The sequence below is a fragment of the Tunturibacter psychrotolerans genome, assembly GCF_040359615.1.
Taxonomy (GTDB): Bacteria; Acidobacteriota; Terriglobia; order Terriglobales; family Acidobacteriaceae; genus Edaphobacter; species Edaphobacter psychrotolerans.
The window spans coordinates 4,820,737-4,846,613 of record NZ_CP132942.1 but is presented as its reverse complement, the minus strand read 5'-3'; the positions used below and the strand labels follow the sequence as shown (position 1 = coordinate 4,846,613).

The 25,877-nt window shown below is 58.1% G+C and carries 26 protein-coding genes; 15 read left to right on the top strand and 11 right to left on the bottom strand.

Annotated elements, in window-relative coordinates; translation table 11 throughout:
* Positions 1-87: 87 nt before the first annotated feature.
* The 6 genes from RBB77_RS20475 to RBB77_RS20450 all read left to right on the top strand — a co-directional run bounded on the left by RBB77_RS20475 (position 88) and on the right by RBB77_RS20450 (position 6,287).
* Positions 88-348 (top strand): ubiquitin carboxyl-terminal hydrolase 14, encoded by a 261-nt coding sequence (locus RBB77_RS20475; protein WP_353063562.1) that lies wholly within the window; start codon positions 88-90, stop codon positions 346-348.
* Positions 349-440: 92 nt separating this feature from the next.
* Positions 441-1,583 (top strand): acyltransferase family protein, encoded by a 1,143-nt coding sequence (locus RBB77_RS20470; protein WP_353067679.1) that lies wholly within the window; start codon positions 441-443, stop codon positions 1,581-1,583.
* A gap of 125 nt (positions 1,584-1,708) precedes the next feature.
* Positions 1,709-1,933 (top strand): CDGSH iron-sulfur domain-containing protein, encoded by a 225-nt coding sequence (locus RBB77_RS20465; RefSeq protein ID WP_353063561.1) that lies wholly within the window; start codon positions 1,709-1,711, stop codon positions 1,931-1,933.
* A 118-nt stretch (positions 1,934-2,051) separates the two neighbouring features.
* A complete protein-coding gene (locus RBB77_RS20460) occupies positions 2,052-4,229 on the top strand; it encodes a CocE/NonD family hydrolase (protein WP_353063560.1) in 2,178 nt (725 codons plus the stop codon).
* Positions 4,230-4,260: 31 nt separating this feature from the next.
* Positions 4,261-4,809 (top strand): NUDIX hydrolase, encoded by a 549-nt coding sequence (locus RBB77_RS20455; RefSeq protein ID WP_353063559.1) that lies wholly within the window; start codon positions 4,261-4,263, stop codon positions 4,807-4,809.
* Between the two features lie 86 nt (positions 4,810-4,895).
* Positions 4,896-6,287 (top strand): amidohydrolase family protein, encoded by a 1,392-nt coding sequence (locus RBB77_RS20450; RefSeq protein WP_353063558.1) that lies wholly within the window; start codon positions 4,896-4,898, stop codon positions 6,285-6,287.
* Positions 6,288-6,302: 15 nt separating this feature from the next.
* Here the strand turns inward: RBB77_RS20450 and RBB77_RS20445 are convergent, their stop codons facing one another.
* Positions 6,303-7,412: an alpha/beta hydrolase family protein gene (locus RBB77_RS20445; protein WP_353063557.1), complete on the bottom strand. Its 1,110-nt coding sequence runs from the start codon at positions 7,410-7,412 to the stop codon at positions 6,303-6,305.
* Positions 7,413-7,580: 168 nt separating this feature from the next.
* On the opposite strand from RBB77_RS20445, the gene RBB77_RS20440 reads away from it, so the two are divergent.
* A complete protein-coding gene (locus RBB77_RS20440) occupies positions 7,581-9,191 on the top strand; it encodes an AsmA-like C-terminal region-containing protein (RefSeq protein ID WP_353063556.1) in 1,611 nt (536 codons plus the stop codon).
* Positions 9,192-9,237: 46 nt separating this feature from the next.
* On the opposite strand, the gene RBB77_RS20435 is transcribed toward RBB77_RS20440, so the two are convergent.
* The 4 genes from RBB77_RS20435 to RBB77_RS20420 all read right to left on the bottom strand — a co-directional run bounded on the left by RBB77_RS20435 (position 9,238) and on the right by RBB77_RS20420 (position 12,930).
* Positions 9,238-10,482, bottom strand: a complete 1,245-nt coding sequence (locus RBB77_RS20435; protein WP_353063555.1) for a vWA domain-containing protein — start codon at positions 10,480-10,482, stop codon at positions 9,238-9,240.
* A gap of 9 nt (positions 10,483-10,491) precedes the next feature.
* On the bottom strand, positions 10,492-10,920 hold the full coding sequence (locus RBB77_RS20430) for a hypothetical protein (protein WP_353063554.1): 429 nt from the start codon (positions 10,918-10,920) through the stop codon (positions 10,492-10,494).
* A gap of 57 nt (positions 10,921-10,977) precedes the next feature.
* Positions 10,978-12,513 carry a sigma 54-interacting transcriptional regulator gene (locus tag RBB77_RS20425; protein ID WP_353063553.1) on the bottom strand — a complete coding sequence of 512 codons (1,536 nt, stop codon included), beginning with the start codon at positions 12,511-12,513 and terminating at the stop codon, positions 10,978-10,980.
* Positions 12,514-12,618: 105 nt separating this feature from the next.
* Positions 12,619-12,930 carry a tetratricopeptide repeat protein gene (locus RBB77_RS20420; protein ID WP_353063552.1) on the bottom strand — a complete coding sequence of 104 codons (312 nt, stop codon included), beginning with the start codon at positions 12,928-12,930 and terminating at the stop codon, positions 12,619-12,621.
* A 123-nt stretch (positions 12,931-13,053) separates the two neighbouring features.
* Between RBB77_RS20420 and RBB77_RS20415 the strand changes: the two genes are divergently transcribed.
* From RBB77_RS20415 to RBB77_RS20390, 6 genes are all read left to right on the top strand, one after another.
* On the top strand, positions 13,054-13,575 hold the full coding sequence (locus tag RBB77_RS20415; RefSeq protein WP_179581726.1) for an acyl-CoA thioesterase: 522 nt from the start codon (positions 13,054-13,056) through the stop codon (positions 13,573-13,575).
* Between the two features lie 59 nt (positions 13,576-13,634).
* Entirely contained in the window at positions 13,635-14,468 is an 834-nt protein-coding gene (locus tag RBB77_RS20410) for an Mrp/NBP35 family ATP-binding protein (protein ID WP_353063551.1), read from the top strand.
* A gap of 147 nt (positions 14,469-14,615) precedes the next feature.
* Positions 14,616-15,692: a heat-inducible transcriptional repressor HrcA gene (gene hrcA, locus RBB77_RS20405; protein WP_353063550.1), complete on the top strand. Its 1,077-nt coding sequence runs from the start codon at positions 14,616-14,618 to the stop codon at positions 15,690-15,692.
* 316 nt (positions 15,693-16,008) lie between these two features.
* Positions 16,009-16,578 (top strand): nucleotide exchange factor GrpE, encoded by a 570-nt coding sequence (locus RBB77_RS20400; RefSeq protein WP_353063549.1) that lies wholly within the window; start codon positions 16,009-16,011, stop codon positions 16,576-16,578.
* Positions 16,579-16,847: 269 nt separating this feature from the next.
* Positions 16,848-17,999 (top strand): molecular chaperone DnaJ, encoded by a 1,152-nt coding sequence (dnaJ, locus tag RBB77_RS20395; RefSeq protein WP_434557082.1) that lies wholly within the window; start codon positions 16,848-16,850, stop codon positions 17,997-17,999.
* A gap of 508 nt (positions 18,000-18,507) precedes the next feature.
* Positions 18,508-19,677, top strand: coding sequence for a permease (locus tag RBB77_RS20390; RefSeq protein ID WP_353063548.1), 1,170 nt, complete (start codon positions 18,508-18,510; stop codon positions 19,675-19,677).
* On the opposite strand, the gene RBB77_RS20385 is transcribed toward RBB77_RS20390, so the two are convergent.
* From RBB77_RS20385 to RBB77_RS20365, 5 genes are all read right to left on the bottom strand, one after another.
* A complete protein-coding gene (locus RBB77_RS20385; RefSeq protein ID WP_353063547.1) occupies positions 19,674-20,213 on the bottom strand; it encodes a cupin domain-containing protein in 540 nt (179 codons plus the stop codon). The two genes, RBB77_RS20390 and RBB77_RS20385, sit on opposite strands and share 4 nt — an antisense overlap.
* An 85-nt stretch (positions 20,214-20,298) precedes the next feature.
* Complete coding sequence (locus RBB77_RS20380) at positions 20,299-20,781, bottom strand: DUF6790 family protein (RefSeq protein WP_353063546.1); 483 nt, start codon at positions 20,779-20,781, stop codon at positions 20,299-20,301.
* 58 nt (positions 20,782-20,839) lie between these two features.
* Positions 20,840-21,565: an RsmE family RNA methyltransferase gene (locus RBB77_RS20375; protein WP_353063545.1), complete on the bottom strand. Its 726-nt coding sequence runs from the start codon at positions 21,563-21,565 to the stop codon at positions 20,840-20,842.
* 50 nt (positions 21,566-21,615) lie between these two features.
* Positions 21,616-22,221, bottom strand: coding sequence for a hypothetical protein (locus tag RBB77_RS20370; protein ID WP_353063544.1), 606 nt, complete (start codon positions 22,219-22,221; stop codon positions 21,616-21,618).
* A 141-nt stretch (positions 22,222-22,362) separates the two neighbouring features.
* Positions 22,363-23,283, bottom strand: coding sequence for an AI-2E family transporter (locus tag RBB77_RS20365; RefSeq protein ID WP_353067677.1), 921 nt, complete (start codon positions 23,281-23,283; stop codon positions 22,363-22,365).
* Between RBB77_RS20365 and RBB77_RS20360 the strand changes: the two genes are divergently transcribed.
* Positions 23,227-23,445 carry a hypothetical protein gene (locus RBB77_RS20360; RefSeq protein ID WP_353063543.1) on the top strand — a complete coding sequence of 73 codons (219 nt, stop codon included), beginning with the start codon at positions 23,227-23,229 and terminating at the stop codon, positions 23,443-23,445. The two genes, RBB77_RS20365 and RBB77_RS20360, sit on opposite strands and share 57 nt — an antisense overlap.
* A 146-nt stretch (positions 23,446-23,591) precedes the next feature.
* On the opposite strand, the gene RBB77_RS20355 is transcribed toward RBB77_RS20360, so the two are convergent.
* Positions 23,592-24,197 (bottom strand): shikimate kinase, encoded by a 606-nt coding sequence (locus tag RBB77_RS20355; RefSeq protein WP_353063542.1) that lies wholly within the window; start codon positions 24,195-24,197, stop codon positions 23,592-23,594.
* A 456-nt stretch (positions 24,198-24,653) separates the two neighbouring features.
* Between RBB77_RS20355 and RBB77_RS20350 the strand changes: the two genes are divergently transcribed.
* Positions 24,654-25,673, top strand: a complete 1,020-nt coding sequence (locus tag RBB77_RS20350) for a DUF1254 domain-containing protein (protein WP_353063541.1) — start codon at positions 24,654-24,656, stop codon at positions 25,671-25,673.
* Positions 25,674-25,877: the final 204 nt, after the last annotated feature.

Genomic DNA, 25,877 nt, shown 5'->3' with positions numbered 1-25,877 from the left:
TGCGGGAGTAGAGCAAGGAGAGCCGCGGCGGTTTGCGGTGGTCCGTGCGCTGAAGGGTAGAATCAGGGCGAAGGAAGGTGCACGGAAATGGAATGTACGCACATGGACCAGATTCGGAAGGTGAAGCCTTCGGCGAAGGGTTGCGAGGAGTGTTTGAAGATCGGCAGCACGTGGGTGCATCTGCGGATGTGTCTGGAGTGCGGCCATGTGGGGTGCTGTGATTCATCGCAGCATAAGCATGCGACCAAACATTTTCACAAGACCCAGCATCCGATTATGCGGTCGATCGAGCCGGGTGAGAGTTGGGGATGGTGCTATGTGGATGAGATGGAAGTCAATGTGGTGTGACTGAAGCTTCTTGTCTTCGATGGTGCTGGAGATTGCTTCGTTTTGAAGAGAGGCTGAGTTTGAAGGCGGAGTCTTCTCGGATTTGGCCGCGGATGGATGGTGTGGATCTTCTTCGCGGACTTGCGATTTGCCTTGTGCTGATGAATCACGTCAACATGCAGCTGTTGGGTGCCAAGGTTCCGTTTACGCACGGGCTGCCGCCTCAGTTGGTGTCTTCGCTGGTATGGAGTGGTCAGTTTGGGGTTCAGATATTTTTTGTGATCTCCGGATTTCTAATAACCTCGACAGCACTGCGGCGTTGGGGTTCCGTGTCCTCGGTAAACGTGCTCGATTTTTATCGGTTGAGGTTTGCTCGCATTGCTCCGCTGCTTCTGCTTCTTCTTTTGATTCTCAGCGTCCTGCACCTGACGCAGGTCGAGGGGTTTGTCGTCGGTGAGAAGACAGGCGGATTGGGACGGGCTCTGGCCGCTGCGCTTACCTTTCATGTCAATCTGCTTGAGGCCCGACGAGGATATCTGCCAGCGAGTTGGGACGTCCTATGGTCGCTGTCGGTTGAGGAGACGTTCTATCTTTGTTTTCCGTTGGTGTGCCGAATGTTTCGCCGCACCAGTTTTCTGTCGGCGCTACTTTTTATTTTTGTCTTCTTAGGACCTTTCGCCCGCTCGGAGGCGTTGAACCATAATCCAGTGTGGAGAGAGTACTCCTACCTGGGAGGCATGGACGGCATTGCGCTGGGTTCTTTGACTGCGCTGTTCTGCACGAAGCTTCGTCTTTCCAAGACGAAGCTTCTAGTGGGGGGCACCGCAGGAGTTTTGATGCTTGTTTTTATTCTTTGTTTTTCGATTCGTGCCGACCGTTTGGGGCTTGGCCGTAGTGGACTGGATATGACGGTTCTCGGTTTAGGCACTTGTCTGGTGCTCGCTGTGGTTTCGCAGACGCGATGGAAAGCTTTGGGATTTGCTGGGCCTTTGGTGCATCTGGGGAGACTAAGCTACGAGGTTTATCTGACACACATCTTCGTTGTTTTGAGTGTGTTTCATCTTTTTCTGGTTCTGAATAAGCCAGTCCGAGTTGTTCCGGGAATGTTCCTTGTGGTCCTCTTGCTTTCGGGGTTATTAGGGGCCGTTGTCTCGCGGAGTTACTCTGAGCCGATGAACCGATGGCTCCGAGCGAGATGGGTGAAAGATACGACGAGGCTTGGCTCGATTCCTCGAGGAGAGGCGATGAGCGTCTAGAGAGATACCACTGTCTCGTCGTTGTGATGAGGTGATGGCGCGTCGGTGGAGGTGTGTCGTGACGATTTGCGGCTACGGATTTGCTATGCTGAACTCATCCTTTGTAAGAGAGAGAGTAACGAGCGATGTCGGAAGAAGCGGTAAAGATTACAGTTCGGCCCAATGGTCCACTGCGGGTCGAAGGACACATTGTTTTGAAGGACGCCGATGGCAAGGAGTGGGATTTGACTGGTAAGCCGGCGATCTCGCTGTGCCGCTGCGGGGCAAGTGAGAAGAGGCCGTTTTGCGACGGCTCGCACAACCGAGTGGGCTTTCAATGTGCGGCCAGGCCTGAAGCAGTTCTCACCTAGAACAAGACCGCAGACTTCCTAGAAAGCGCCGGGCCAAGAGTAGCTCTCGACCGGTTTCTTTCAAAGTGTCTGCGGTTTTTTTGTTACACGCAATGATTTCATTTTGAGGGTGGACTTAATGAGACTTGACGGCCGTTGCGCGGTGTTTCTTTTTGGGTGGATGATGGCTTCGGCAGCGGTGCTCGGGGCGCAAGGGGTTCAGGCAGCGGAGAGGACGCATGCGATCGCACTGCCGGCGGGGCAGGTAGACGAGTATGTGGGGCAGTATCGCGAGACGACCGAGCCGGATGTGGTGAACTCGGTATATCGGGACGGCAACAAGTTGTTTATCGAAGGGGAGCGGTCGCCGCGGTTTGAGTTGCAGGCGGGGTCGGCGGATCATTTTTTTGCGCCTGGGCTGCGCGTGGTATTTGCACGGGACGCGATGGGTAAGGTGTCAGGTTTGACGCGCACGTTGAGTGAGCGCGGGGAACAGGACGTTGTGTGGAAGGAGGAGCGCTTCAGCGATGTAGGGGTGCGACTGAATCAGTTTCGCGAGTATGCACGCAGTGAGGCGATGATTCCGGTGCGGGACGGGGCGAAGCTGCATGTGGTGATTCTGCGGCCGGTGGGGTCGGAGACGAGTGGTGAGGCGCTGCCGTTTTTGATGCAGAGGACCCCGTATGGTACCTCCTGGGTTTCGTCGGCTGTAGTAAACGGCAGTAAGCCGGAGTTGGCGGCGAGTGGTTACATCTTTGTGTTCGGCGATATTCGCGGACGGTACGAGTCCGAGGGCAAGTTTGTGATGAACCGCGCGATTGTTGCCCACACGACGAAGGACGATGTGGATGAGACAACGGATACGCGGGACACGATTGACTGGCTGCTGAAGAATGTGCCGAATAACAACGGCAAAGTGGGTGTGCTTGGGGTTTCGTATCCGGGGTTTCTGGCGATGTCAGCGGGGATCGATGCGCATCCGGCGGTGAAGGCGGTTTCGCCGCAGGCTCCGATGACGAATGTGTGGATGGGGGATGACTTCTTTCACAATGGCGCGTTCCGCGAAACGTATGGGTTCGACTATGTGCAACAGTTGGAGGCACAAAAGACGGATGCGCGCGTGGAGAGCAAGGAAGATACCTTTGATTTCTTTCTGCACAATGTGAACTTCGCTGGTGCTGCGGACGCTGCAAAGATGGAGAAACTGCCGACAGCGAAGGTTTTTTTGACGCAACCGGCTTATACGAAGTTCTGGCAGGATATGGCGGTTGAGAAGCATCTGACGAAGGTTGAGGTGCCGACGCTTGAGGTGGGTGGATGGTGGGATCAGGAAGATATGTGGGGGACGCAGGCAGAGTATGCAGCGTTGAAGCCACATGATGTGAAGGGTGAGGTGTTCATGGTGCTGGGGCCATGGAATCACGGTGGGTGGGGGCCAACGACGCGGCATCTCGGAGTTTTGGATTTTGGGGCAGCGACGGGGGACCAATATAGGAAGACGATTGAGGCACCGTTCTTTGAGAAGTATCTGAAAGGTCGGGCGGGATTTGATTTGACCGGTGTGGCTAGCTTCAGGACTGGCGTGAATACGTGGGAGCGTTATGAGGCGTGGCCGCCGAAGCAAGGGTTCAAAGCGGCGAAGCTCTATCTGACGACGGATGGTGGATTAGAGATGACGGCGCCTCCTGTGGCAGGTGGAGTTGGCGGCAAGATTGCAGTTAACTACAGCGCTAATCCCGCGAATCCGGTGCCTTATCGTAATCGGCCAATTCAGTCGACGTATGGGGATGGGTCGAAGTGGCGGACGTGGCTGGTGGAGGATCAGAGGTTTGTGAGCGGGCGAAAGGATTTGGTGAATTTTTCATCTCCTGTGCTCAGGAAGGATGTCACGGTAACGGGGGATGTTGTCGCGGATCTGTTTGCCTCGACGACTGGGACGGATGGGGATTTTGTGGTGAAGCTGATCGATGTTTATCCGGAGGATGCGCCGGCGCCGATGGCGGGCTATCAGCTGATGATTGTAGATGAGATATTTCGTGGGCGATATCAGAAGAGCTTTGAGACGCCAGAAGCTGTGACTCCAGGGAAGGTGACCGAGTACAAGTGGAGCCTGCATGGCGCGGATCATACCTTTTTGAAGGGGCACAGGTTGATGGTGGAGGTGCAGTCTAGTTGGTTTCCGCTGTATGACCGGAATCCACAGACGTTTGTGCCGAACATTATGACGGCTCCTAAGGGAGCTTATGCAGGGCAGACGATTTCGATTTATGGGTCGGAGAAGTATCCGTCGCACCTTGAATTTTTGGTTCCTGACTAGGCAATGAGGGCGACGGCCGGATGGGGGTGTTGTGAGGATCAAGACGATTAGCAGCCGGGAGGTATACCGGAATCCCTGGACGAGCGTGCGGGAAGATGTGATTGAACGGGCGAATGGCAAGCGCGGGATCTACGGGGTGGTCGATAAAGATCCGGCTTGCATTGTGATTCCGCTGGAGGTGACTGCGGAGGGAGAGTTTGTCTATTTGATTGAGCAGTTCCGCTATACGGTGGGGGCGCGGCACTGGGAGCTTCCGCAGGGTGGGTGGGAGGTGGCGGAGGTGGAGCCCGAAGATCTGGCCCGAGGAGAGCTACGGGAGGAGACGGGTTTGATGGCGGAGCGGATGACACTGCTGTCGACACTGCAGATTGCGTATGGAGTAATGAATCAGAAGCATTATGTGTTTCTGGCTGAGGGGCTGACGATGGGGGAGCCGGAGCCGGATGCGGAGGAGAGCGATCTGGTGGTCAAGAGGGTCGGAGTGCGAGATTTCGAGGAGATGATTCTGGACGGGACGATCGTGGACAACTGCTCGGTGGCGGCGTGGGGGCTGTACCGGTTGTGGCGGGAGCGACGATAGGGGCTTTCCGCTCGAACGGCTTGTTGACGGAGGTATGTGGCAGATGCTGAACTTCGCGTGGCGTGTCTGCATCTAACAAAGTCATCATGGTTCTGCGATCGATCTTCCTTCTCATTACGGTCTTGATTGGGAGCTTTTCCGGGCTGGCTCAGATCGTTACGACACCGCAGGCCCCAGGACGGCAGACGCCTGCGCAACAAGTGGTGGTGCTGCGAAACGCGAGGGTTATTGATGGGACTGGCGCGGCTCCGAAGGAGCATGTTTCGCTGCTGCTGCGCAATGGAAAGATCGAACAGATAGGCGGGGCGGAGATAATGGCGCCAGCGGGGGCGCAGGTTCGCGATCTGACAGGAAAGACGGTGTTGCCGGGATTGATCAGCGCGCATTCGCACCTTGGGTTGATTGTGGATGATGCCGAGTCATCCGCGAGCGGATATACGCGTGAGAATGTGACCGCGCAATTGAAGCAGTATGAGCGATATGGGGTGACTGCGATTTTGTCGCTCGGCCTGAATCGCGATCTGGTATTTGTGTTGCGGGATGAGCAGCAGGCGGGAAGGCTGGGTGGGGCTTCTATCTTTACTGCGGGGAGGGGGATTGGAGTGCCTGAAGGGGCGCCGCCGCTGCCTGCGGCGACGGACCAGATCTTTCGTCCGGCGTCGGTGAAAGAGGCGCGGAGCGATGTCGATGAGATGGCCGCGCAGCGGGTGGACCTCATAAAGATCTGGGTGGATAAGCTGCATGGCAAAGTTCCGGAGATGTCGCCGGAGATCTACAAAGCTGTGATCGATGAGGCGCATAAGCGACACGTGCGGGTGGCGGCGCATGTGTATTCGCTGGAGGATGCGAAACAACTGGTCGCCGATGGCGTAGATGTGCTGGCGCATTCGGTGCGGGACCAGGTGGTGGATGATGCGTTTGTGCGATCGATGAAACCGCACAATGTTTGGTATGTGCCGACGTTTACGGTGGATGAGTCGGCGTATATTTACGCTGAAAATCCCGCGTTTATGAAGACGCCTTTCTTTCAACAGGCTGCAGGACCGAAGCTGCTAGCGAAGTTTGCGGCGCCTGGATACTCGGAGAAGATCAAGCAGGATCCGCAGACGGTGCAACATCAGAAAGACTTCGAGATTGGGCAACATAATCTGAAGAAGCTGTTTGATGCGGGAGTCAGTGTTGGGTTTGGAACGGATTCTGGCGCTTTGCCTGGGCGCATTCCTGGGTTCGCTGAGCATCATGAACTTGCGTTGATGGTGCAGGCGGGGCTAACTCCGTTGCAGGCGATTACGGCTGCCACGGGAGAGAATGCGAAGCTGCTGCATGCGAGCGATCGTGGGACGATTGCGGTCGGAAAGCGCGCGGATCTGTTGGTGTTGGATGCTGATCCGCTGGTCGATATCGGAAATACGCAGAGGATCTTTGCGGTGTACCACGATGGACACAACATCATTGATCTTCCGGCGCGGGCGAAGTAGCAGGTTGATTCGTAATTAATTTGCAGGTGAGTTCTCTTCGAAGGCGATGCTGCAGGTTTCTTTGTCCGATGCGGCGAGACGGTTGCAGTTTTTGAGAGCGTCTTTGCGAGCATCGTCTGCGGTCATTTGTGCTACCGATGAGGCGTAGTGATGGGCAGAGAGGGCGAAGGCCTTGTGTGGGCCGAGGGTGAGATAGCCGCGAAAGGCTTGCTGACCGCGGTCGGAGAGTCCTGCCGGTGGTGGAATGTTGGGGGGAGTGATCTCGGGAAGCGGCTGCGGGAGAAGAACAAGATTGTGGGCTTGGAGGAAGTCGTCGACCATGGGGGACCAGATAGGAATGCCGTGGCTGAAGAGGGTGTGCCCATCTTCGCCAAAGGCCGGAGCGTGGAGGAATTGATCCTGCCCACCGGTGGAACGGAAGGCAGCGTCGAACTGCTGCGCTATCTCAGGCCAGAAGTATTTGTCGTTGTCGGCGTAGATCCAGAGCATTGGTGTGCGCGAGTGCCGGCCAAAGTTGCGATATGCGGCGACGAGACTATCGGAATTGCAGATATCGTGATCGGCGCTGGAGCCGCGGCCTCCAGCGAAGTTGATGGCTGCGACTAGATTTGTGGGAGCGTTGGCGGTGAGAGCAACGGTGGCCATGCCGCCGGTGGAGATGCCGACGGCGAGAACGCGGGCGGGGTCGACGGGTGGGAGCTTGCTGCCGAAGTCGATGGCGATACGGAGATCTTCGGCGGATTTGCGGGCGGCGCCCTCGTAGTCAATCTGGGGGCAACGGCCATTGCCGAGGTAGTCGGGGTTCCCGCTGGAAGAGCCATAGCCACGACGTATGACGACGAGGGAGACGAAGCCACGGCGAGCAAACCAGCGAGCCTGGGGAAGGAAGAGCCAGGGAGTGATGTTGTTGCGCGGTTCGAGCTCGCGGGATGTTCCGTGGGTGATGACGACGAGAGGATGCTTGCCGGGAAGGTCGGCGTAGACGAGAAGTGCGCTCAGACCGTTGGGCGCGGCCTGAGTCCATGGGATGCGGATGAGCTCTTCGTGCATCTGCACTGCTCGTGCGGAAGGCGCCAGCAGGAGGAGCAGAAGCACGAGATCGACGATGCGGGGCTTTGGCGGCACGGATAAACGTAACTTAATCGGATGCGGCAGGATGGGTTTTTATTTGAGGCGTAACTTTTTATGCCGATTTTCCCACTATGTTGCCTGAGATCGAATGTCTTTGCACTGGAACGTTTCATAGCTTTTCGGCATCAAAAAATATCACGTACGTTGTGATGAAAGAAAAGCATGAATGGAACTTTGAACGACCCGAAGGCTGTGAAGCGCCGAGGCGTGTGGGGCTGGATTTCGATCTCCTTGCTGATTGCAGTGATTGTTCTCGCGGTGATTGGCGAGATTGCGGTGCATCGTGCGATGCCGATTTTGAAGGGCAGAGTGATCGAGACATTGAGCACGCGTTTCAATAGCAGAGTGGAGATGGATGCCTTCTCGGTCTCGGTGCTGAAAGGGCTTGAAGTTTCGGGGGATGGGTTGCGGATCTATCCGGAGGATGAAGTAGTCGCGGCAGGGGCGAAAGATCCCCTGATCGCGCTTGGGCATTTCTCGTTTCATGCGAATATGTTGGGGCTGTTTGTGAAGCCGATGCATGTTGGGACGGTGCATATCGCAGGGATGGTGATACATATTCCGCCGCGGGAGATGCGCCAGCAGGCCCCGAAGGGGCAACGGCATCTGGGCAAGATCAAGATTCTGGTGGAAGAGATAGTGTTTGACGATTCAAGTCTGGTCATTGGAACGATCAAGCCGGACAAGGAGCCGAAGGAGTTCGAGATGAGCCGCATCGTGATGCGGAACGTGGGACCTGATGCACCGTGGAGGTATGACGCAACACTCGTCAACGCGATTCCGAAGGGCGATATTCATGCGACGGGAACCTTTGGGCCGTGGAACAACGAGAGTCCCGGCGATTCGAGTGTGTCGGGGAAGTATACGTTTGATCATGTCGATCTGAATACGATCAGAGGGATCGGCGGGATGTTGTCCTCGGTGGGCGACTTCAGTGGGCAGTTGAACAAGATTGTGGTGGATGGGACTACGGAGACGCCGAATTTTTCGCTGGATACTGCGAACCACGGCGTGCCATTGCATACGAAATTCCATGCGATTGTGGATGGAACGAGCGGGGACACGTATCTGCAGCCGGTGGAGGCGCGGTTGGGTGGATCGGATTTTACGTGCAAAGGAGCGATCGTGAATGTGAAGGGGAAGGGGCACATCATCGATCTGGATGTGAATGTGCCCTCTGGTAAGATTCAGGACTTTTTGCAGCTTGCAGTGAAAACTTCGCCGGTGGTGATGACTGGAGCGCTACAGATGAAGACGAAGCTGCATATCCGACCGGGACCTGAGAGCGTTTCGAAGAAGATCGGATTAAAGGGCGGCTATACGCTGCGGCAGATTCACTTTACGAATCCAGAGGTGCAGGACAAGGTGGATATGCTGAGTCTGCGGGCGCAGGGGGATCCGAAGGCTGCTAAGCCGGGCGCGGAGGATGTGCGCTCGCAGATGGTGGGGCAGTTTGTGATGGCGGATGGAAAGCTCAGTTTTAGCAAGCTGAATTACACGTTGCCGGGAGCTGATGTGTCGCTGGCTGGGGAGTACACGCTGGATGGAGAGCGGTTCGAGTTTGAAGGGAAGGTGAGGACCAAGGCGAAGGTGTCGCAGATGGTGGCTTCGAAGTGGAAGTCGCTTCTGCTGAAGCCGGTGGATCCGTTCTTCAAGAAGGATGGCGCTGGAGCGGTGATTCCTGTGAAAGTAAGTGGGACGAGGTCTGCGCCGCAGTTTGGATTGGACCTCGGGCATAAGGGGAAGAAGGATAAGGGAGAGCAAGGAAGGTAAGTCGTTATTGTGCGGGGGTGGTGGAGTTTCAGCAGTTCTGCTCGGTCTAATGGACGGTCTTCATGCGGCGGGACATGAAGTCCATCAGTAGATAGTTGCCTAGGTTTTGCGGGGTGGTGAAGTAGGCCTTGCCGCGGCACATGGCGCTGACCTGCTGGACGAACTGCATGAGAGAGAAGTCGCTCGCGAGCATGAAAGTGTTGATCATGATGTTGGCGCGCTTGCAGCGTGAGACCTCTTCGAGAGTTTCGGAGATGACGAGTGGGTCGAGGCCGAACGCGTTCTTGTAGATGCGGCCGTCGGGGAGAGTGAGGGCGGAGGGTTTGCCGTCGGTGATCATGACGATCTGCTTCATGTCCTTGTTTTGGCGGGCGAGGATGCGCTGCGCCATGCGGAGGCCTTCGCGAGTGTTGGTGTAGTGCGGGCCGACCTTGACGCGAGAGAGTTGCGAGACGGGAATCTCTTCGGCGGTGTCGTGGAAGAGGACCAGATTGAGGGTGTCGCCGGGGAACTGCGTGCGGATGAGATGCGAGAGGGCCATCGCGACGCGCTTGGCTGGGGTGAAACGATCTTCGCCGTAGAGGATCATGGAGTGGGAGCAGTCGAGCAGGACGACGGTGGCGCAGGAGGATTGGTAGTCGGACTGGTGGACGTGGACGTCGGAGTGGTAGATGTTGAGTGGAGCGTGCTCTTCTCCCTCGATAGCAGTGGCTAGACCCTCGCGGGCGAAGACGCTGGAGAGGGTAGCGGTGATGTCGAGGTTGAGAGTGTCGCCGAACTCGTAGAGCTTGCTGCTGCCGTTGGTTTCGACGCCCGCGGCTTCGTGGCGAGTGTCGTGGCGACCAAGGTTGGATTTGCCGAGTGGGCCGAGGAGTTCGCGGAGGGCTTTGTAGCCGAGGAAGTCCATGCCCTTGTCGGTGACCTCGAAGCGGGCTTCTCCGTTGCCGTCGCCTTGTTCGCCCTGACCTTGTTCGGGCATCTCGGCGTTGATGAAGTTCTGCTCCTGCATCTTCTGGATGATCTGGTCGATGAGTTCTTCTACTTGGTCTTCGGATAACGCTTCGTATTTTTCCTGGGCTTCGTCGTCGAAGATCTCACCGGAATCGAGAGCCTGGCGAATGGCTTCGCGGAGATTCTCCATGGTCTGATCGCCGTCGAACTCCTGGAAGCGCGACATGGGGTCGTTGAAGCCAGAGTCGAGCAGGAAGTCGGAGAGAGCCTGCATGAGGTCTTCGAGGCCGAAGGAGGAGGCGAGGTCGCCGGTGAACTTTGTGTATCGGACGCGCTTCATAGTTTGGACCTAGTGGACCCAACGGGTGTTGACGACGGTGAGTTTCGTGCAGCCTGCCTTAGCTGCGAGTTGCTGGTCGGTGAGAGCGGGCGCTTGTGATTGCTGCCTGATCTTTGATTGGAAGGATTTGATGTCGTCGAAGCGAAAGACTTCGCAGCCGCGGAGGAAGTCGACTACTTCGCCGGTGGAGCGCTCGATGGAGTACATGCGGACGAGGTGGGCTTTTTTGTAGATGCCGATGCTGTCGAAGCCGTCGTCGGTGTCGGGATGCATGGGGTCGAGCGTGTAGTCCGGGTCGCCCAGAGGCCAGCCTTCGTCGTGGGCCAGGATGGTGGCGATGTCGTTGAGCTGCGCGGCGGACATGTGAGGGCGCGGCTTTTCCGGCGGAACAACAAGTGCGATGAGCGCGAGTGTGGAGGTCAGGAGCATGGGATCCATGTACAGGCCAACTGAGGAAGACCCGAGTTTATGTGTTTTCCTCAGAAGCGGCTGTGGTTAGTTGAAGCCGCGACGGGTGCGGCTACGGGCGGCTTCTTCGCGGTCGATCTCGCGTTCGCGCATGCGTTCTGCATATTGTGAAGCTTGATCGGTGCGCGATTTCTTTTCTGCGGCGCTGAAGGCGCGCTCTTCGGTGCGGCTGAGGCGCTTGTGGGCGTACATTCCTTCGAGAAGAAACTCAGCGGCGCTTACGGCGATCTCCGGTTTAGACTTTGAGTTGATCTCGAGCGGTGAGAGTTTTTCGATGAGGCCCTGAATCTGTTTGAGCTCTTCGAGGGAGCCGCTGGCGGGTTGCTCGTCGTTGAGTTGAACGGTGCCGCCGAGGTTGAACCACTGCTCGATCTGTTGGGTGTTGGTGTTCGCGAAGTACTTGTCGAAGACAGTGGCGACGGACTGGCGGATGATCTCGCGGATGACCGTGTCTGCGCCGCGCATCTCGCCCTCGTACTCGAGTTCGATCTTGCCGCTGATACCGGGAAGGGCGGTGTAGATGTCGCCTACGCGTGGGACTGCGATGGTTTCATCGTGGAGAAGGGCTCGGCGCTCGGCATTTGAGATGACCAGCTCCATGGTGCTGATGGGGAGCCGCTGAGAGACGCCGCTGCGCTTGTCGACTTTTTTGTCTTCGCGTGCGGTGAAGGCGATCTGCTCGACGATCTGGCGGATGTAGTGGGGGATCTCGATCTTGGAGGCAGGACGTGTGGACCAGGCTTCCTGAGCGGTGATCGTGATGCCTTCTTCGACGTCCTCGGGGTAGTGAGTGCGGATCTCGCTGCCGATGCGGTCTTTGAGTGGTGTGACGATTTTGCCGCGAGCGGTGTAGTCCTCGGGGTTGGCGGAGAAGACGATGGCTACGTCGAGAGGGAGGCGGACTGGGTAGCCCTTAATTTGTACGTCGCCCTCTTGCATGATGTTGAAGAGAGCTACTTGAATCTTTCCGGCGAGGTCTGGGATCTCGTTGATGGCGAAGATACCGCGGTTGGCGCGGGGAAGCAGGCCGTAGTGCATGGTGAGCTCGCTGCCTAAATCCTGGTTGCTGCGTGCGGCCTTGATGGGGTCGATGTCGCCGACGAGGTCGGCCACGGTGACGTCGGGTGTGGCGAGCTTTTCGACGAAGCGGTCGTCGGGCGTCATCCATGCGATGGGGGTTTGGTCGCCCATTTTGGTGATAAGGTCGCGGCTGAACTTGGAGATCGGCGCGTATGGGTTGTCGCGAACCTCGGAGCCGGCGACGTAGGGGCAGTGCGGGTCGAGGAGTGTGGTGAGCGCACGGAGGATGCGGGATTTTGCCTGACCGCGGAGGCCAAGGAGGATGAAGTTGTGCTTGCTGAGGACGGCGTTGACGATCTGGGGGACGACTGTGTCCTCGTATCCGACGATGCCGGGGAAGAGCGGAGTTTTGGTCTTCGCGGAGGCGCGAAGTTTGGCGATGAGATTCTCGCGGAGCTCGTCCTTGACGCTGCGAGCGAGGCGGGCCGGGGTGAATTCGCTGGCGCGGAGAGAGCCTAGAGTGGTAGGGAGTGAGGTCGCCATGTCTAAGTATAGATGTTTGGCGGAGTCGAAGGGTTCGGGGGCATGTGGCGATGAAAGAAAAGGCGAGAATTTTTGTGTGCGAAGGCGTTTTTATTGTTCGCCGGTTTATGTAGTGATGTCGTCGCGCAGGGCTTCCATTTCGGCGAGTGCGTGCTGGTTGTTAGTGCGATTCGCGGTTGCGATGCCGTGGTGAAGGCGGTCGATAGCTTCTTCGGTGCGACCTAGTTTGGCAAGCGTCTGGGCGGACATCTGGTAGGCAGGGACGTAGTCGGGGTTGTGCTGGATGAGGGTGGTGAATTCGGCGAGGGCGGTGTCGGTGTGGCCCTGGCTGATGTGCTCCATGGCGAGGCCGTAACGGGCGAAGGCGTTGGTGGGGTCGGCGGTGAGGATTTCGGTGAGAGCGGCGATCTTGTCCATAGACCGATGGTGCTGTGTTGGAGGTAGGGTTGGCAAGTTTTGTGATTTGGATTGTGTTGTTAGCGTTTGGGTGGAGGCAGCTTGTCTTCGCAGATATTGTTGTGGCGATTTAGACTTGTAGGAATGAGTGATTTGGTTTTAGAGCGGACAGTGGCGGAGTCGCAGTCAGAACGTAGTGAGATCGTGTTGCCGGCGGATTCGAATGCTCTGGGAAGCCTGTTTGGCGGGCGTTTGATGCAATACATCGATCTGGTTGGCGCTATGGCAGCCAGCCGACATGCGCGAGCATTTACGGTGACGGCGAGTATGGATCATCTGGACTTTGTTGCTCCCGTGCGGGTTGGGGAGCTGCTGATTTTGAAGGCGAGTGTGAATCGGGCGTTTCGAACATCGATGGAGATTGGTGTGCGGGTGATGGTGGAGGATGTGCGGGAACAGAGGTTGCGGCATGTCTCTTCCGCTTATTTGACGTTTGTGGCGGTGGATCGCGAGGGAAACCGGTTGGTTGTGCCGCAGGTAGTTCCAGAGACGGAACATCAGAAGCGCAGATTCGAGGATGCGGGTCGGCGCAGAGAGATGCGGGCGGGAGAGACGCAGAGGAAGAAAGAGATGCGGGCCGCTTTAGGGGCGGGCTGGCATGTTTGATCAGTTGCGTTTTTTATCGTGACGCGGATGCTGGATTAATGAAGGTTTAGGAGACGGTTATGGGACATATGGGAGCCGGAGCACCGCAGGGGCCGCAGCCTTTGCCGGGAGTGGCGCATGTTGTGGCGATTGGAAGTGGCAAGGGTGGGGTTGGGAAGACCACGGTTGCAGTGAACCTGGCGGTTTCGCTGGGCAAGCTGGGGTATCGGGTTGGGTTGATCGATGCTGATATCTATGGGCCGAATGTGCCGATGATGCTGGGCGTGACGCGGCAGCCGAATATTGTGGGTGAGAACCGGATCGAGCCGATTCTGTCGCATGGGGTGAAGTTTATTTCGGTGGGGTTGATCTCGCCTGGCGATAAACCCATGGTGATGCGTGGGCCGATGCTGCACCAGATTATTAGGCAGTTTCTGCAGCAGGTGGAGTGGGGAGAACTGGATTATCTGATTGTCGATCTGCCTCCGGGGACGGGCGATGTGGTGATTTCCCTGGTGCAGACCGTGCCGCTGACTGGGGCTGTGGTGGTTTCGACTGGGTCGGGTGTTGCGCTGCAGGATGCACGCAAGGCGCTTGAGATGTTTCACCAGGTGAAGGTTGATGTGATTGGCCTGGTGGAAAATATGTCGCAGATGACGCTGCCGGATGGGCAGGTGATCGACGTGTTCGGCGCGGGGGGAACAGAACGGACCGCGGCGCAGTTTGGCCTCGAGTTTCTTGGGGCTGTGGAGCTCGATCCGCAGATTCGTGAAGGCGGTGATAAGGGTTTGCCAGTTGCGTTGGCGGGACCGGATTCGAAACTCGCGAAGGATTTCTACCAGATTGCGGCGAAGGTTGCGGAGAAGGCGAAGGCAATTGCCGCTAAGAGTGAGGATGTGCTGGAGATCTCGTAAAAATTTGCCCCTGCCGGACAGGCCCGCTACGCGGGGCGGTCACTTCGTGACTCGTATACCCTTCGAAACTGTTTGATCGTTATCGGTCCTCCCGTTGGTCGGATAGCGGGCTTGACGGCTGGCGTAAAGTTATAGGTGGAGGGAAGAATGGCGGATGCGGAGCGGGTTACGGCGCGGCAGAGAGCCATTCTGACGGCCATTATTGAGAGCTATATCGAGACGGGCGAACCTGTGGGGTCGGGGACGATTGCACGGCTGCAACATGGTGAAAGTGGGGGTCTTAGTCCGGCGACTGTGCGGAATGAGATGGCGGAGTTGGCCGATGCGGGGTTGCTGGAGCAGCCTCATACGTCGGCGGGACGGGTGCCGACGGCTCGGGCATTTCGGATGTTTGTGGAGCAGTTGAGTGGTGGGGTGAATCCGCGGATTGATGCGGCGCGGTTGTCGGCGCGGTCACGATCGCAGATTGACTCGAGTTTTGTTGGAGTTGCGGGAACGCAGGCGGTGCTAGAGCGGACCTCGCATGTGCTGGCTACGCTGTCGAGTGGGGTGGGTGTGGCGATTGCTGCGGCGGCAGATGGGGACATGCTGGAGCATGTGCATTTTTCCCGGTTGGCGCAGGCTCGGGTGCTGGCGGTGGTGGTGACGCGGAGCGGGCTGGTGCGGGATCGGGTGCTTGCGCTCGATAAAGATTTGACAGTGAGGGAGTTAGAGGTCGCAGCGAACTTTCTGAATGAGAACTTTCGTGGGTGGAGCGTGGAGCGGGTGAGGGCAGAGATTGCCAGGATGGTGGAGCGGGAGCAGAGCGAGTATCAGCGGTTGCTGAACTCGGTGCAGCAGCTTTGGGTGAAGACGGTGCCCGAGACGGAGTTGCCGATGCAGACCGTTTATGTGGACGGTGTCGCGAATCTCGTTGGTTCTCAAGAGGATAGGGAGAGGCTGCGGGAGGTTTTGACGGCGCTGGAGGCGAAGCAGCGGCTGGTGGAGCTGTTGAATGCTTACATCGATGCGCGGCAGGAGAGCGTGAGGGTGGTGTTTGATCTGGAGGAGCAAGCTCCTGAAATGGCGGGACTTGTGTTGATTGCGGCGCCGGCGCGGATGGGAGGGGAGAGTCGTGGGACGGTGGGTGTAATTGGGCCGAAGCGGATGCACTACGAGAACACGATGAACGCCGTGAGTTACATCGCGCAGGTCTTTGACCGGATACTGCATCCGGTGGAGTGATTTTTTTCTGGGCGTGGTGAGGGTGGCTTTTGCTGGGGTTTTTGAGAAAATAGACTGTTTGGACGTGGTGAATTTGTGGTGTAGGCGTGGTGTTTTGCGTGGTGGATGTGGTGTTTTGGACGTCACTTTTGAGGATCGAAAAAAGTGACACGGTTTAGAGATTTATTTTTTGCGGGTTGTTTGCGGGGTGGGTTTTGAAAAAGTTTAAGGTGGGGACGTTCGGTGTTGGAACGGTTGGCAGAGGATTTTCGCGATGAACGCCAAGGACCAGTTCGCGCGATGGGCCCGAATGGGCAACAATAGAAGAGGTAATTCGATGAGGAGCTCTAAAGAGATGCAGGATGAGATGAACGGGCAGGGAGTTGTTGATCCGGAGGTAGCTGTGGGTTCTGAGGCCGAGCCGATCAATGAGACGAACCCCGCTCAGGCGGAGTTGGAGCAGGTGAAGGGCGAGCGGGACCAGTTGCTGGACCGGCTGGCGCGACTGCAGGCCGAGTTCGACAATGCGCGCAAACGTGAGGTGAAGGAGCGCGCCGACTCGCGGGACTACACGATTTCGAATACGGTTGAACCGTTTCTGGGCGTGATGGATAACTTTCAGCTGGCGCTGAAGGCGAATGGGACGGCAGAGCAGCTGCGGGGTGGTGTGGAGCTGATCCTGAAGCAGATGGAAGATGCGCTGAAGGGGTTGAATGTGCAGCCGGTTGAGACGGTTGGGACGCAGTTCGACCCCCGAATCCATGAGGCGCTGGGAAGCATCGAAACGAAGGAGTTTCCGGACCACCAGGTGCTCGAGGAGATTCGGCGGGGGTATAAGATCCGCGAGAAGCTTTTGCGTCCGGCGCTAGTGAGGATTGCGGCGAATCCGGATCAGGTTGCGGATTAGAAGATTGATGGGCGGGCTTGTCGGCTGGCTGGCTAGCCCGTCTTGCTTTTGGTAGCGAAGTTGAGAACGACTGACGCTGATTCCTACGGGACGAGAACGAGTAACGACAACGACAGAAGAAGCAGATCCCCTTCGGGGATGACAGCAAGAGAACGAGCAGCGGCAACGACAGAGCAGCGGCAACGACAGAGCAGATCCTTGCCGGGTGACAGCAAAGGGACAAGCTTTGGCAAGGTTTTGGAGATAGATTAGAAAGAGATTTCAGGGACATGGCGACGGCAAACGTGACGAAGGTTGACTACTACGAAGTACTAAGTGTTTCGCGAGATGCGAACGACCAGGAGTTGAAGACTGCATATCGCAAGCTGGCGATGCAGTATCACCCGGACCGTAACCCGAACAATCCCGCGGCAGAGGAGAAGTTCAAGGAGTGCGGCGAGGCTTACTCCGTGCTGAGCGATGCGGAGAAGCGTGCGGCGTATGACCGGTATGGTCACGCTGCGTTTCAGAACGGCGGCGGTGGAGCTGGCGGTCCGTTTGGTGGTGGGTTCAACGGCAATGCGCAGGACCTGGGAGATATCTTCGGGGATCTGTTCGGCGAGATGTTCAACATGGGCGGCAATGGCCGTCAGCAGGCTTCGCGGGTGCAGCGTGGACGTGATCTTCGCTACGACATGAAGCTCGAGTTCGAGGAGGCGGTCTTCGGCAAGGAGAGGGAGATCACCATTCGACGCATGGAGACTTGCATTGATTGCAAGGGGTCGGGTGCGGCGAAGGGTAAGGCTCCGGTAACTTGTACGCAGTGCGGCGGGCGCGGACAGCAGAGATTTCAGCAGGGATTCTTTTCGGTGGCGCGGACCTGCTCGGTGTGCGGAGGGACGGGGACGCTGATCGTTGAACCGTGCCAGACGTGCAAGGGCGAGACGCGCGTGACCACAGAGCACACGATTCTGGTGAAGGTGCCGGCGGGCGTGGAGCAGGATACGCGGATCCGCTACTCGGGCGAGGGCGAAGCGGGTAAGTTTGCCGGGCCTGCAGGTGATCTGTATGTTGTGCTGAGCGTGAAGGCGCATAAGTTCTTCGAGCGCGATGGCGATGATCTGCATTGCGTAATGCCGATCTCGTTTCCGCAGGCGGCGCTGGGGACGGAACTCGAGATTCAGACGCTTGAGGGTGCAGCAACGATCAAGGTTCCTGAGGGGACGCAGAGCGGGAAGGCGTTCAAGCTGAAGGGCAAGGGCGTGCCGCATCTGAACTCGCATGGGAAGGGTGACCTGATCGTGGAGATTCGGGTGCAGACGCCGGGCAAGCTGAATAAGCAGCAGCGAGACTTGTTGAAGCAGCTGAGCGAGACGATGGTGGTGGAGAATACACCGACTTCGCGAGGGCTGTTTGAGAAGGTGAAGGATATCTTCAGCTAGTCTGTCAGAACTCCGACCATCTGGAACGCAGGTGGGCACAACACTCTGAGATACAACGCGCGTCTTTCGGGACGCGCGTTTCCTTGTCTGCTTCACATTGGCCAGACCACAATCGCGACCCAGTATCCGGGTAAGAAGATGAGTGGATATAGACTTGGAGTTCGCCGCGGCCTTTCACGAAACACAGACGGGTCTGGCGAACTTCGAGGATGGCGATAGCGAAGTCAAATCCTCTTGGATGCGGCGTCGACGGGTCGTCGTATAGCTTTGCTTCGGATGACTTGATCAGATCTGCGAGTTCATTGCGAATCTGCGATTCAAGTTGATCTTGGTTTTTGATACTCAATCGGCGGTCTAAGCCCGAGAAGAAAAAGCCATAGATTGCTGCGATGACTTTACCCAAGGTCAGCATGTAGCAAGCGTACTAGATGATGTTCTGAGGTTCGGTAGGAAGGCATAATCCCAGGGGTTGCTGCGGGGCCGCGGAAGGTTAGTCATGGAGGGTGGCATGGTCCTGGCGATTTGGCATGCGGTGGTGATGGCGCTGACGATGGGGTGGGAGATTTTGTGGGCGCTGATTCTTGGGTTTCTTCTTTCGGCGGTGGTGCAGGCTGTGGTGTCGAAGGAGGAGATGTCGCGGTTGCTCCCGGATGACAGGGCGGGGACGATTGTGAAGGCTTGCGGGCTGGGCGCGGCGAGTTCTTCGTGCTCGTATGCTGCGGTGGCGCTGGCGAGGTCGATGTTTCGGAAGGGCGCGAATTTTACGTCTTCGATGGCGTTTCAATTTGCTTCGACGAATCTTGTGATTGAGTTGGGGATCCTGCTCGCGGTGTTGATGGGGTGGCGATTTACGGTGGCGGAGTTTGTGGGTGGGCCGCTGATGATATGGGTGCTGGTGGTGCTGTTTCGGATGTTTCTGCCGCGGCCGTTGGTGGAGGAGGCGCGACGACAGGCGGATCTGGGAGTGCAGGGGCGCATGGAAGGCCATGCTGCGATGGACATGAGCTTGCATGAAGGATCGTTGTGGCAGCGGGCCTCTTCGCAGGAGGGACGGACCGCGATTAGCCATTTCTTCGTGATGGACTGGGCTTCGCTGTGGATGGATCTTGTGGGGGGATTGCTGATCGCGGGGGCGCTGGCGGCGTGGGTGCCGAAACATTTCTGGCAGGCGTTTTTCTTTGAGGCGCACCCGCTGCTGGCCAAGATCTGGGGGCCTTTGATTGGGCCGGTGGTTGCGGTGGTTTCGTTTGTTTGTTCGGTGGGAAATGTTCCGCTGGCGGCGGTGTTGTGGAATGGTGGGATCAGCTTTGGCGGTGTGATCGCGTTTCTGTTTGCCGATTTGATTATTCTTCCGATCCTGAATATCTATCGCAAGTACTACGGGTGGAAGATGAGCGCGTTTTTGTTGGTTACGTTTTATGTTGCGATGGCGGGGGCTGCGCTGGTGGTGGAGTTGGTGTTCGGTGCGCTGCATCTGATTCCGCAGGAGCGGAACGCGAAGGTGATGGAGGAGGCGATCTCGTGGAACTATACGACGTGGTTGAATATTGGGTTTCTGGTGGTGGCGGCTTTGCTGGTGGTTAGGTTTCTGCGGACGGGTGGGCCTGCGATGTTGCGGATGATGGCGACAGAGAGTGAGCCGAGTTCAGCCTCTACTTATCAGAGAAAACACCACTAGACGGCGAGGGGCGGGCCGACGAGTTGCATGTCGAACTCGTGGAAGAGGGCGGCGTCCTGGGTGACCATGGCGTTGGTTTTGCTGACTCGGCGGAAGAAGGCTTCCATCTTTCCTGCGGGCGTGAAGGAGATGAGCAGCTTTCCGGGGCCGTTTCCGGTGAAGGCCCAGGCGTGGGGCAGGTTTCGGGGGGCGAGGATGGAGTCGCCGGGGTGCAGGGTGCGGCGTTCGCTGCCGACCTCAGCGAGGAACTCGCCTTCGAGGACGTAGAACCACTCGTCCTGGTGGGGATGGATGTGGCGGGGTGGGCCGCCCTTTTGATGGTTGGCGTGCTCGATGACGAAGAGTTCGCCGTTGGTGTCGGTGGTAAGGACTTTGAAGGCAATGGTGGTGATGCCGAAGTTGTGGATCTCTTCGAGGCGGTCCTGGCCGGAGGGGACGGGGTGGAGGGAGGAGGAGAGAGGGGCGGGGGCTGATTGTCCGAAGGCGGCGGCGGATGCGGCTCCGGCGGCCAGGGAGAGGAACGAGCGACGATGCATGGATGGCACCTCGGCGATGACTGTATCGATTTTCGCGGGGAAAGTCGATTAGAGGAGATCGTGGAGGTGGTGTGTTTTAAATTGGCTATTCCTTTGCGGTGGCGGAGCGGTTATAGATTGCCAGAAAAAGGATGATGAACGGAGTGACGATCTCGGCGACGAGAAAGATTCCGGCGTTGTTCGCGGCGTGATTGTTGTTGATGGTGATTTGGCGGATGTGGCCTACAGCGTCGCCGAGGAGCCATACGGCGTTGGCAATTGCGGTTGCCAGCCAGAAGTTTCCGCGAAACCAGAGGCAGAGAACTCCTAGTACTCCGACGGTGAGATCGGCCATGCCGACTTCGTATTCGTAGGGGCTCGTGGACCAGCCGATGGAGGCCGAGGTCTCGATTGGACGAAAGACGTGCGCGTAGGCGGTGAGCAGTCTCATAAGCCCGACGTAGATGAAGAGGAGATACAGGAGATAGGTGCGGGCGATAGCTGCTTTGCTGCTCCGGCTAGTCGGGGAGAGCGCGAGGTGGATCGACGCGGCGACGAGGGAAAGGAGGACGAAGACCACTTGAAACATGGCGATCCTTTGTGTTTTGAGGATAAGAGAGCCTACCACCGGGCCGGATCGGCAGTTGTCAGATGAGGTGGGTGGAGGCGATGGCGATGGCGGCGATGGCGGCGGTTTCGGCGCGAAGGATGCGCGGGCCGAGGGTGACGGGCTGCCATCGATGCTCGGTGAAGAGGGACATCTCTTCGGGGGTCCAGCCGCCTTCGGGGCCTATGGCCAGGGCGGTATCAGTTTCTTGTTGCGATGAGGTTGCGGCTTTGAGGGCGGCGGTCAGGGTGAGGGCCTGCTCGGTTTCGCTGAGGAGAATGCGGGTGGGGGATTTTTCTTCGGCGAGGGCCTGCTTGAGGGGGATGGGGTCGGCGATATTGGGGATGTCAGTGCGGCGGGATTGTTTACTGGCTTCGAGGGCGATGCGGCGCCAGCGTTCGGAACGCTTGAGCGCGGATTGGGCGAGGTGCTTTTCGGTGCGGCGGGCGAGGATGGGAGTGATGCGAGCGATGCCTAGTTCGGTGGCTTTTTCGATGGCCCACTCCATGTGGTCGAACTTGAAGACGGCGAGGAGGAGATGGAGGGGGAGGGCGGCGTCGGATTCGAGCTCTTCGTGGAGGGTGAAGAGGACTTCGGCTTCGGAGACGCTCAGGATCTCGGCGCGGTGGAGGAAGCCGTTGGAGACGACGTCGTAGACCTGGCCGGGTTCGGCGCGGAGGACGCGGGCAAGGTGGGCGGCCTGGTCGCCGGTGAGAGATGCGGTGGTGGCGGTCCAACGGTCGGCGATCCAGCGACGGCGGGTCATGAGTACAGTTTACGGTTTTGGATTGCGGTCGGGCTGCGCTTCGCTCGAGGTTAGTTGGCGAGCTTTGAGTTGGAGTTGGGGATCGCTTCGCTGGCGCGGCTGATCATGACGCCCTGCTGGCCCTGGTGGTAGAGGTCGACGTTGAGGACAGCGGTGCGGCGGTGATCCCATACGCCCTGGGTGACGGGGAAGTGGAGGAGGATCATGCCCTGGACGGACTGGCCGGGGGTAATCATGGTCTCGCGGAGCAGGGGTTCGGAGGCGAGAGGCTTGAGGGCGGGAAAGGCGGAGTAGACGCTGGCGATGTCGTCTTTTTCGACGGCGCTGGTGGTGATCTCCTGGCCGTCGCCGGTGGTGAGAGTGGCGGTGAAGTCCTTGAGGAAGAGGGGGAGACGCAGACCGTCGGTGACGCGAAGAGTGGTGAGGACGTAAAGGTCGTCGCGGGCCTGGTCGTGGCCAACGAGGATGGATTCACCTTTGAAGACGGTGTGGGCGGGATAGATGGCGGTGTGCACGATGTCCAGATCCGCGGTTTTGTGCGGCGTGAAGCGGACGGCCAGGGCAAGGGTGATGCCCAGGATCAAAAACGCCAACAGGACCGGTGCCAGCAGGTTGCTTCGAGCGGGTTGGGCAAACTTGAGGTCGGACACTGGCATTGAGAATAGCAAGGGTAATTGGTTTTCAGGAAGGTTAAAAGAGCCAGAAGTTTACGTAATCACCTAGATGCGGTTTCGGTAAGCGCTGACTGAGGTGGGAATGCAGGGTTTGTACCACAAGAGTTGTAGGGATGGGGTGAGTCAGTCCTTGTGGACGGCGTACTCCTCCAGAAAGACAGTGATGAGAGCGGCGGTGGGGACGGAGACGAGGGCGCCGACGATGCCTGCGAGGGCGGTTCCTAAAAGCAGGGCGACGAGTACGGTGAGTCCCATGAGATTGACGCTGGAGCGCATGATTCGAGGGGTGAGGATGGCGTTTTCGACGTTGATGTAGATGGCGTAGAAGATGAGGACGCCGGCCATCTTGGTCCACGAGTCGAGGGCGGCGACACCTGCGGCGATGACGATGGTGATGACTCCGCCGGCGATGGGGATGATGTTGAAGAGACCCATGAGGAAGCCGAGGAGGAGGAAGTAGCGCACGTGCAGGAGGCCGAAGACGATGGTGCTGGAGACTCCGAGGACGAGCATGAGGAGACCCTGGCCGAGGAGCCACTTGCTGATCTTGCGCTCGGCCTTTTTGAGGGTGTTGTTGAGGCGGTTGCGCTGGGTGCCGGGGAAGAGAGAGAGGAAGAAGTCGTAGGCGTGCTCGCCTTCGAGCATGAAGTAGACGCAGAGGAAGGCGGCGGTGAGGATGTCGAAGACGTGGGAGAGCCAGAGGGGGAGCGAGGTGAAGATGTAGCCGGCGGTGGCGTCAAAGTAGCCGGCTGCGCGCTGAGCGAAGGAGTCGATGCCGAACTTGTCGGCCAGGGGGAACTTCTTGATGCGGGTGACGATCTCGGGAATGCGCTGGGGGAGTTCGTTGGAGAAGTTGCGAAGGTCGCTGAGGACGGGCGGCAGGCCGGTGGTGAAGAAGAGGGCGAGGACGGCTGCGACAGCCGCGATCAGGATGACGATAGCGATGCCGCGGGAGGGGCGGTAGTTGCGGATCTTCCACTGCCGTATTTGGGTGACCGCGGGCATGAGAACGACGGCAAAGAGCGCGCTGACGTAGAGGATCAGGAGCTCTTTTTGGAGGGTCCAGGCGAGTGCGAGCAGAAGGATGATGGCGAAGATGAAGAGGATGTTGCCGCGAACTTCGGTGCGGGTTCGCTTCTCGTAAGGGGTGAGGTCTTCTGGCGCGGAGTTGGTCAGCCGGGTTCTCCTGTGGGTGCTGACGTGTGAGATGCAGAAAGTGTCTCCGAATCGGTCCGGTGAGGGAGTGCGGAGTTTGAGTCGTGGGTATTGTGTCGAGGAGCAGGTTTAGCCGCTGAGGCGGCAAAGTGCGCCATCTCCGGTGGACGATCGAAGGTCCGTGAGGGGATCGGATCTCATTTTTTTGCCAAGGCCAGGAGCAGAGCGTCGACGGTCTGGGCGGGGCTCTGGTCGGAGGTGGGGATGGTGAGGCCGGCCATCCGGCGGTAGAGGGGGTGGCGGCGCTCGAAGCGGAGTTGGGCGGCGGCGGGGTCTCTGAGGACGGGCCGGGCGAGGGCTGGATCACCGAGATCCTGGAGCATGCAGCGGTCGTAGAGCGTGGGGAAGTGTGCGTCGAGGAAGATGGTGAACGTGTCGGGGGTCTGCTCGAGGAGGAGGCGATTGGTGAGGTCTTCGGGGGTTCCGCCGCCGAGTGCGAGGACGATGTTGCTGTAGCCGAGAGCAGAGGCGAGGGCGGTGGACTCGAGGCGGCGGAAACGGGCTTCGCCGTGCTGCTCAAAGAGCTGGGGGATGGTGGCGTTGGTGCGGGACTCGAGGTGGGCGTCGAGATCGAGGAAGTTCCAGCCGATGCGGGCGGCGAGGAGGCGGCCGATGGTGGACTTGCCCGCTCCCATGAAGCCGGTGAGGACGAGACGTTTGAGGTGGGTTGGGGCTTCGGTCATGGTTTCGATTTGGGGCTTGGATTCGGTTGGGGATTCGGTTTGGGGTTCGGTGGACGTCATTGCCTCTCCTTAGTGTGCCTGTAAACGTTGCAGAAAACGAAAGAGCCGCAACCTGGTGTGGGTTGCGGCTCGGGAAGGTCGAAGACTCTGAAGTTTTTAGGTTTTTTCAGAGATGCATGCGAGGACTCCACTGGCCGCAGGGTTGCGCCAATAGGAGCAGGTAAAAAAAGCGAACTGGAAGCGGCTCGACATGCTGGTAAGACGATACACCGGGGGTTTGGAGGATTGCAAGGGGTTGTAACGGTCACTAGCAGAAAACGCGGGGCTCTGCACTGCGCGTCGGACGTTCTCAGCTCACGCTAACAGGCCAATGCGCTCATTGACTCGGGTTGGCTATACCCATGAAAAAACTCGGCGCAGCACCTCATCGCGGAAGCGTCATTTGCCGAAACTCTGTTTCTACTAAAAATCCCGCTACTCTATTGGGTAATCACTTAAGCTTCAGAGGAGTAGTCCGTGAGCTTAGCTGTTACCCGCACATCATTTTTGGCCGGCCTTGCCATGTGCATCTTGTTGACCGTTGGGTGCGAAACCACGAAGAAGCCCGCAGAACCTGGTCTTTCGCTCTCCGAAGCGCAATCGATTGCAAAAGAGGCCTACATCTACGGTGTGCCGATGGTCGCACAGTACAAGACAATGTACGCATACTCCATCGACAAGGGTGGCCACCAGTACATGGGCCCCTTCGATTCCATCCTTAATATTGCTCGGGTCTTCACGCCTGCCGACACAGCCTTCGTTACGCCCAACTCCGACACTCCTTACTCTTTCGCCGGTCTTGACCTCCGCGCCGCGCCAGCCGTCATCACCGTTCCAAAGATGGAGAAGAATCGCTACTTCGTCTTTCAGTTGATGGACCTTTACACCTTCAACTTCGCCTACATCGGCAGCCGCACCACCGGCAACAACGGGGGAATCTATCTCATCGCCGGACCCGAGTGGAAGGGCGAAGCGCCGAAGAACATCACCAAGACCTTCACCGCCGAGACGGAGTTCATCAGTGTTGTGGGCCGCACTCAGCTGTTCAATCCTGCTGACCTCGTCAACGTGAAGAAGATCCAGTCGCAGTACAAGATCCAGCCCCTCCACGAGTTTCTCAAGACGGCCGCTCCTCCCGCCGCGCAAGCCCGACTGGCCAAAGCCCATCACTCCTGCCGAGCCTTCGCGCACAAGTACTTCCCGAAAGGCGATGCAATCGGCCACTCCATTCAGATGGTAGTTCTAAAAACTCCACCTACATCTGTGACCTGCGCGCCGGGAGCGGACGGCTGGATTCAGATCGTAGGTGTCATCGACGACAAACTCGACGACGGCCTCTGCAATCGAATAATTCCCGAGATCTTTGTCCCATTCACCATGGCGATGTGGAACTACACCCAGTTTCTAATCCGTACCGACGGCGCACCCACAGCCCTCATTCACACCATCGGCCAGCAAGTTGCTTCCGTAGAGCGCGAGCAGCAGATAGGTGCATAGGTCCGTGATCTGGAACACTGGATCAGCACTCAACCTGAGTACGCCGAAGGCCAGCTTCTCTCATGGCTCTTCGGCGCCTTCGCCCTGCTCGCTCTCCTCCTAGCAGCGGTCGGTCTCTACAGCGTCGTCTCCTATACCGTCTCTCATGGAAGCGCTGCGCTATGAGTAGCCGGCGGCCAGCCGCGGCGCGATGTCTTCGCGATA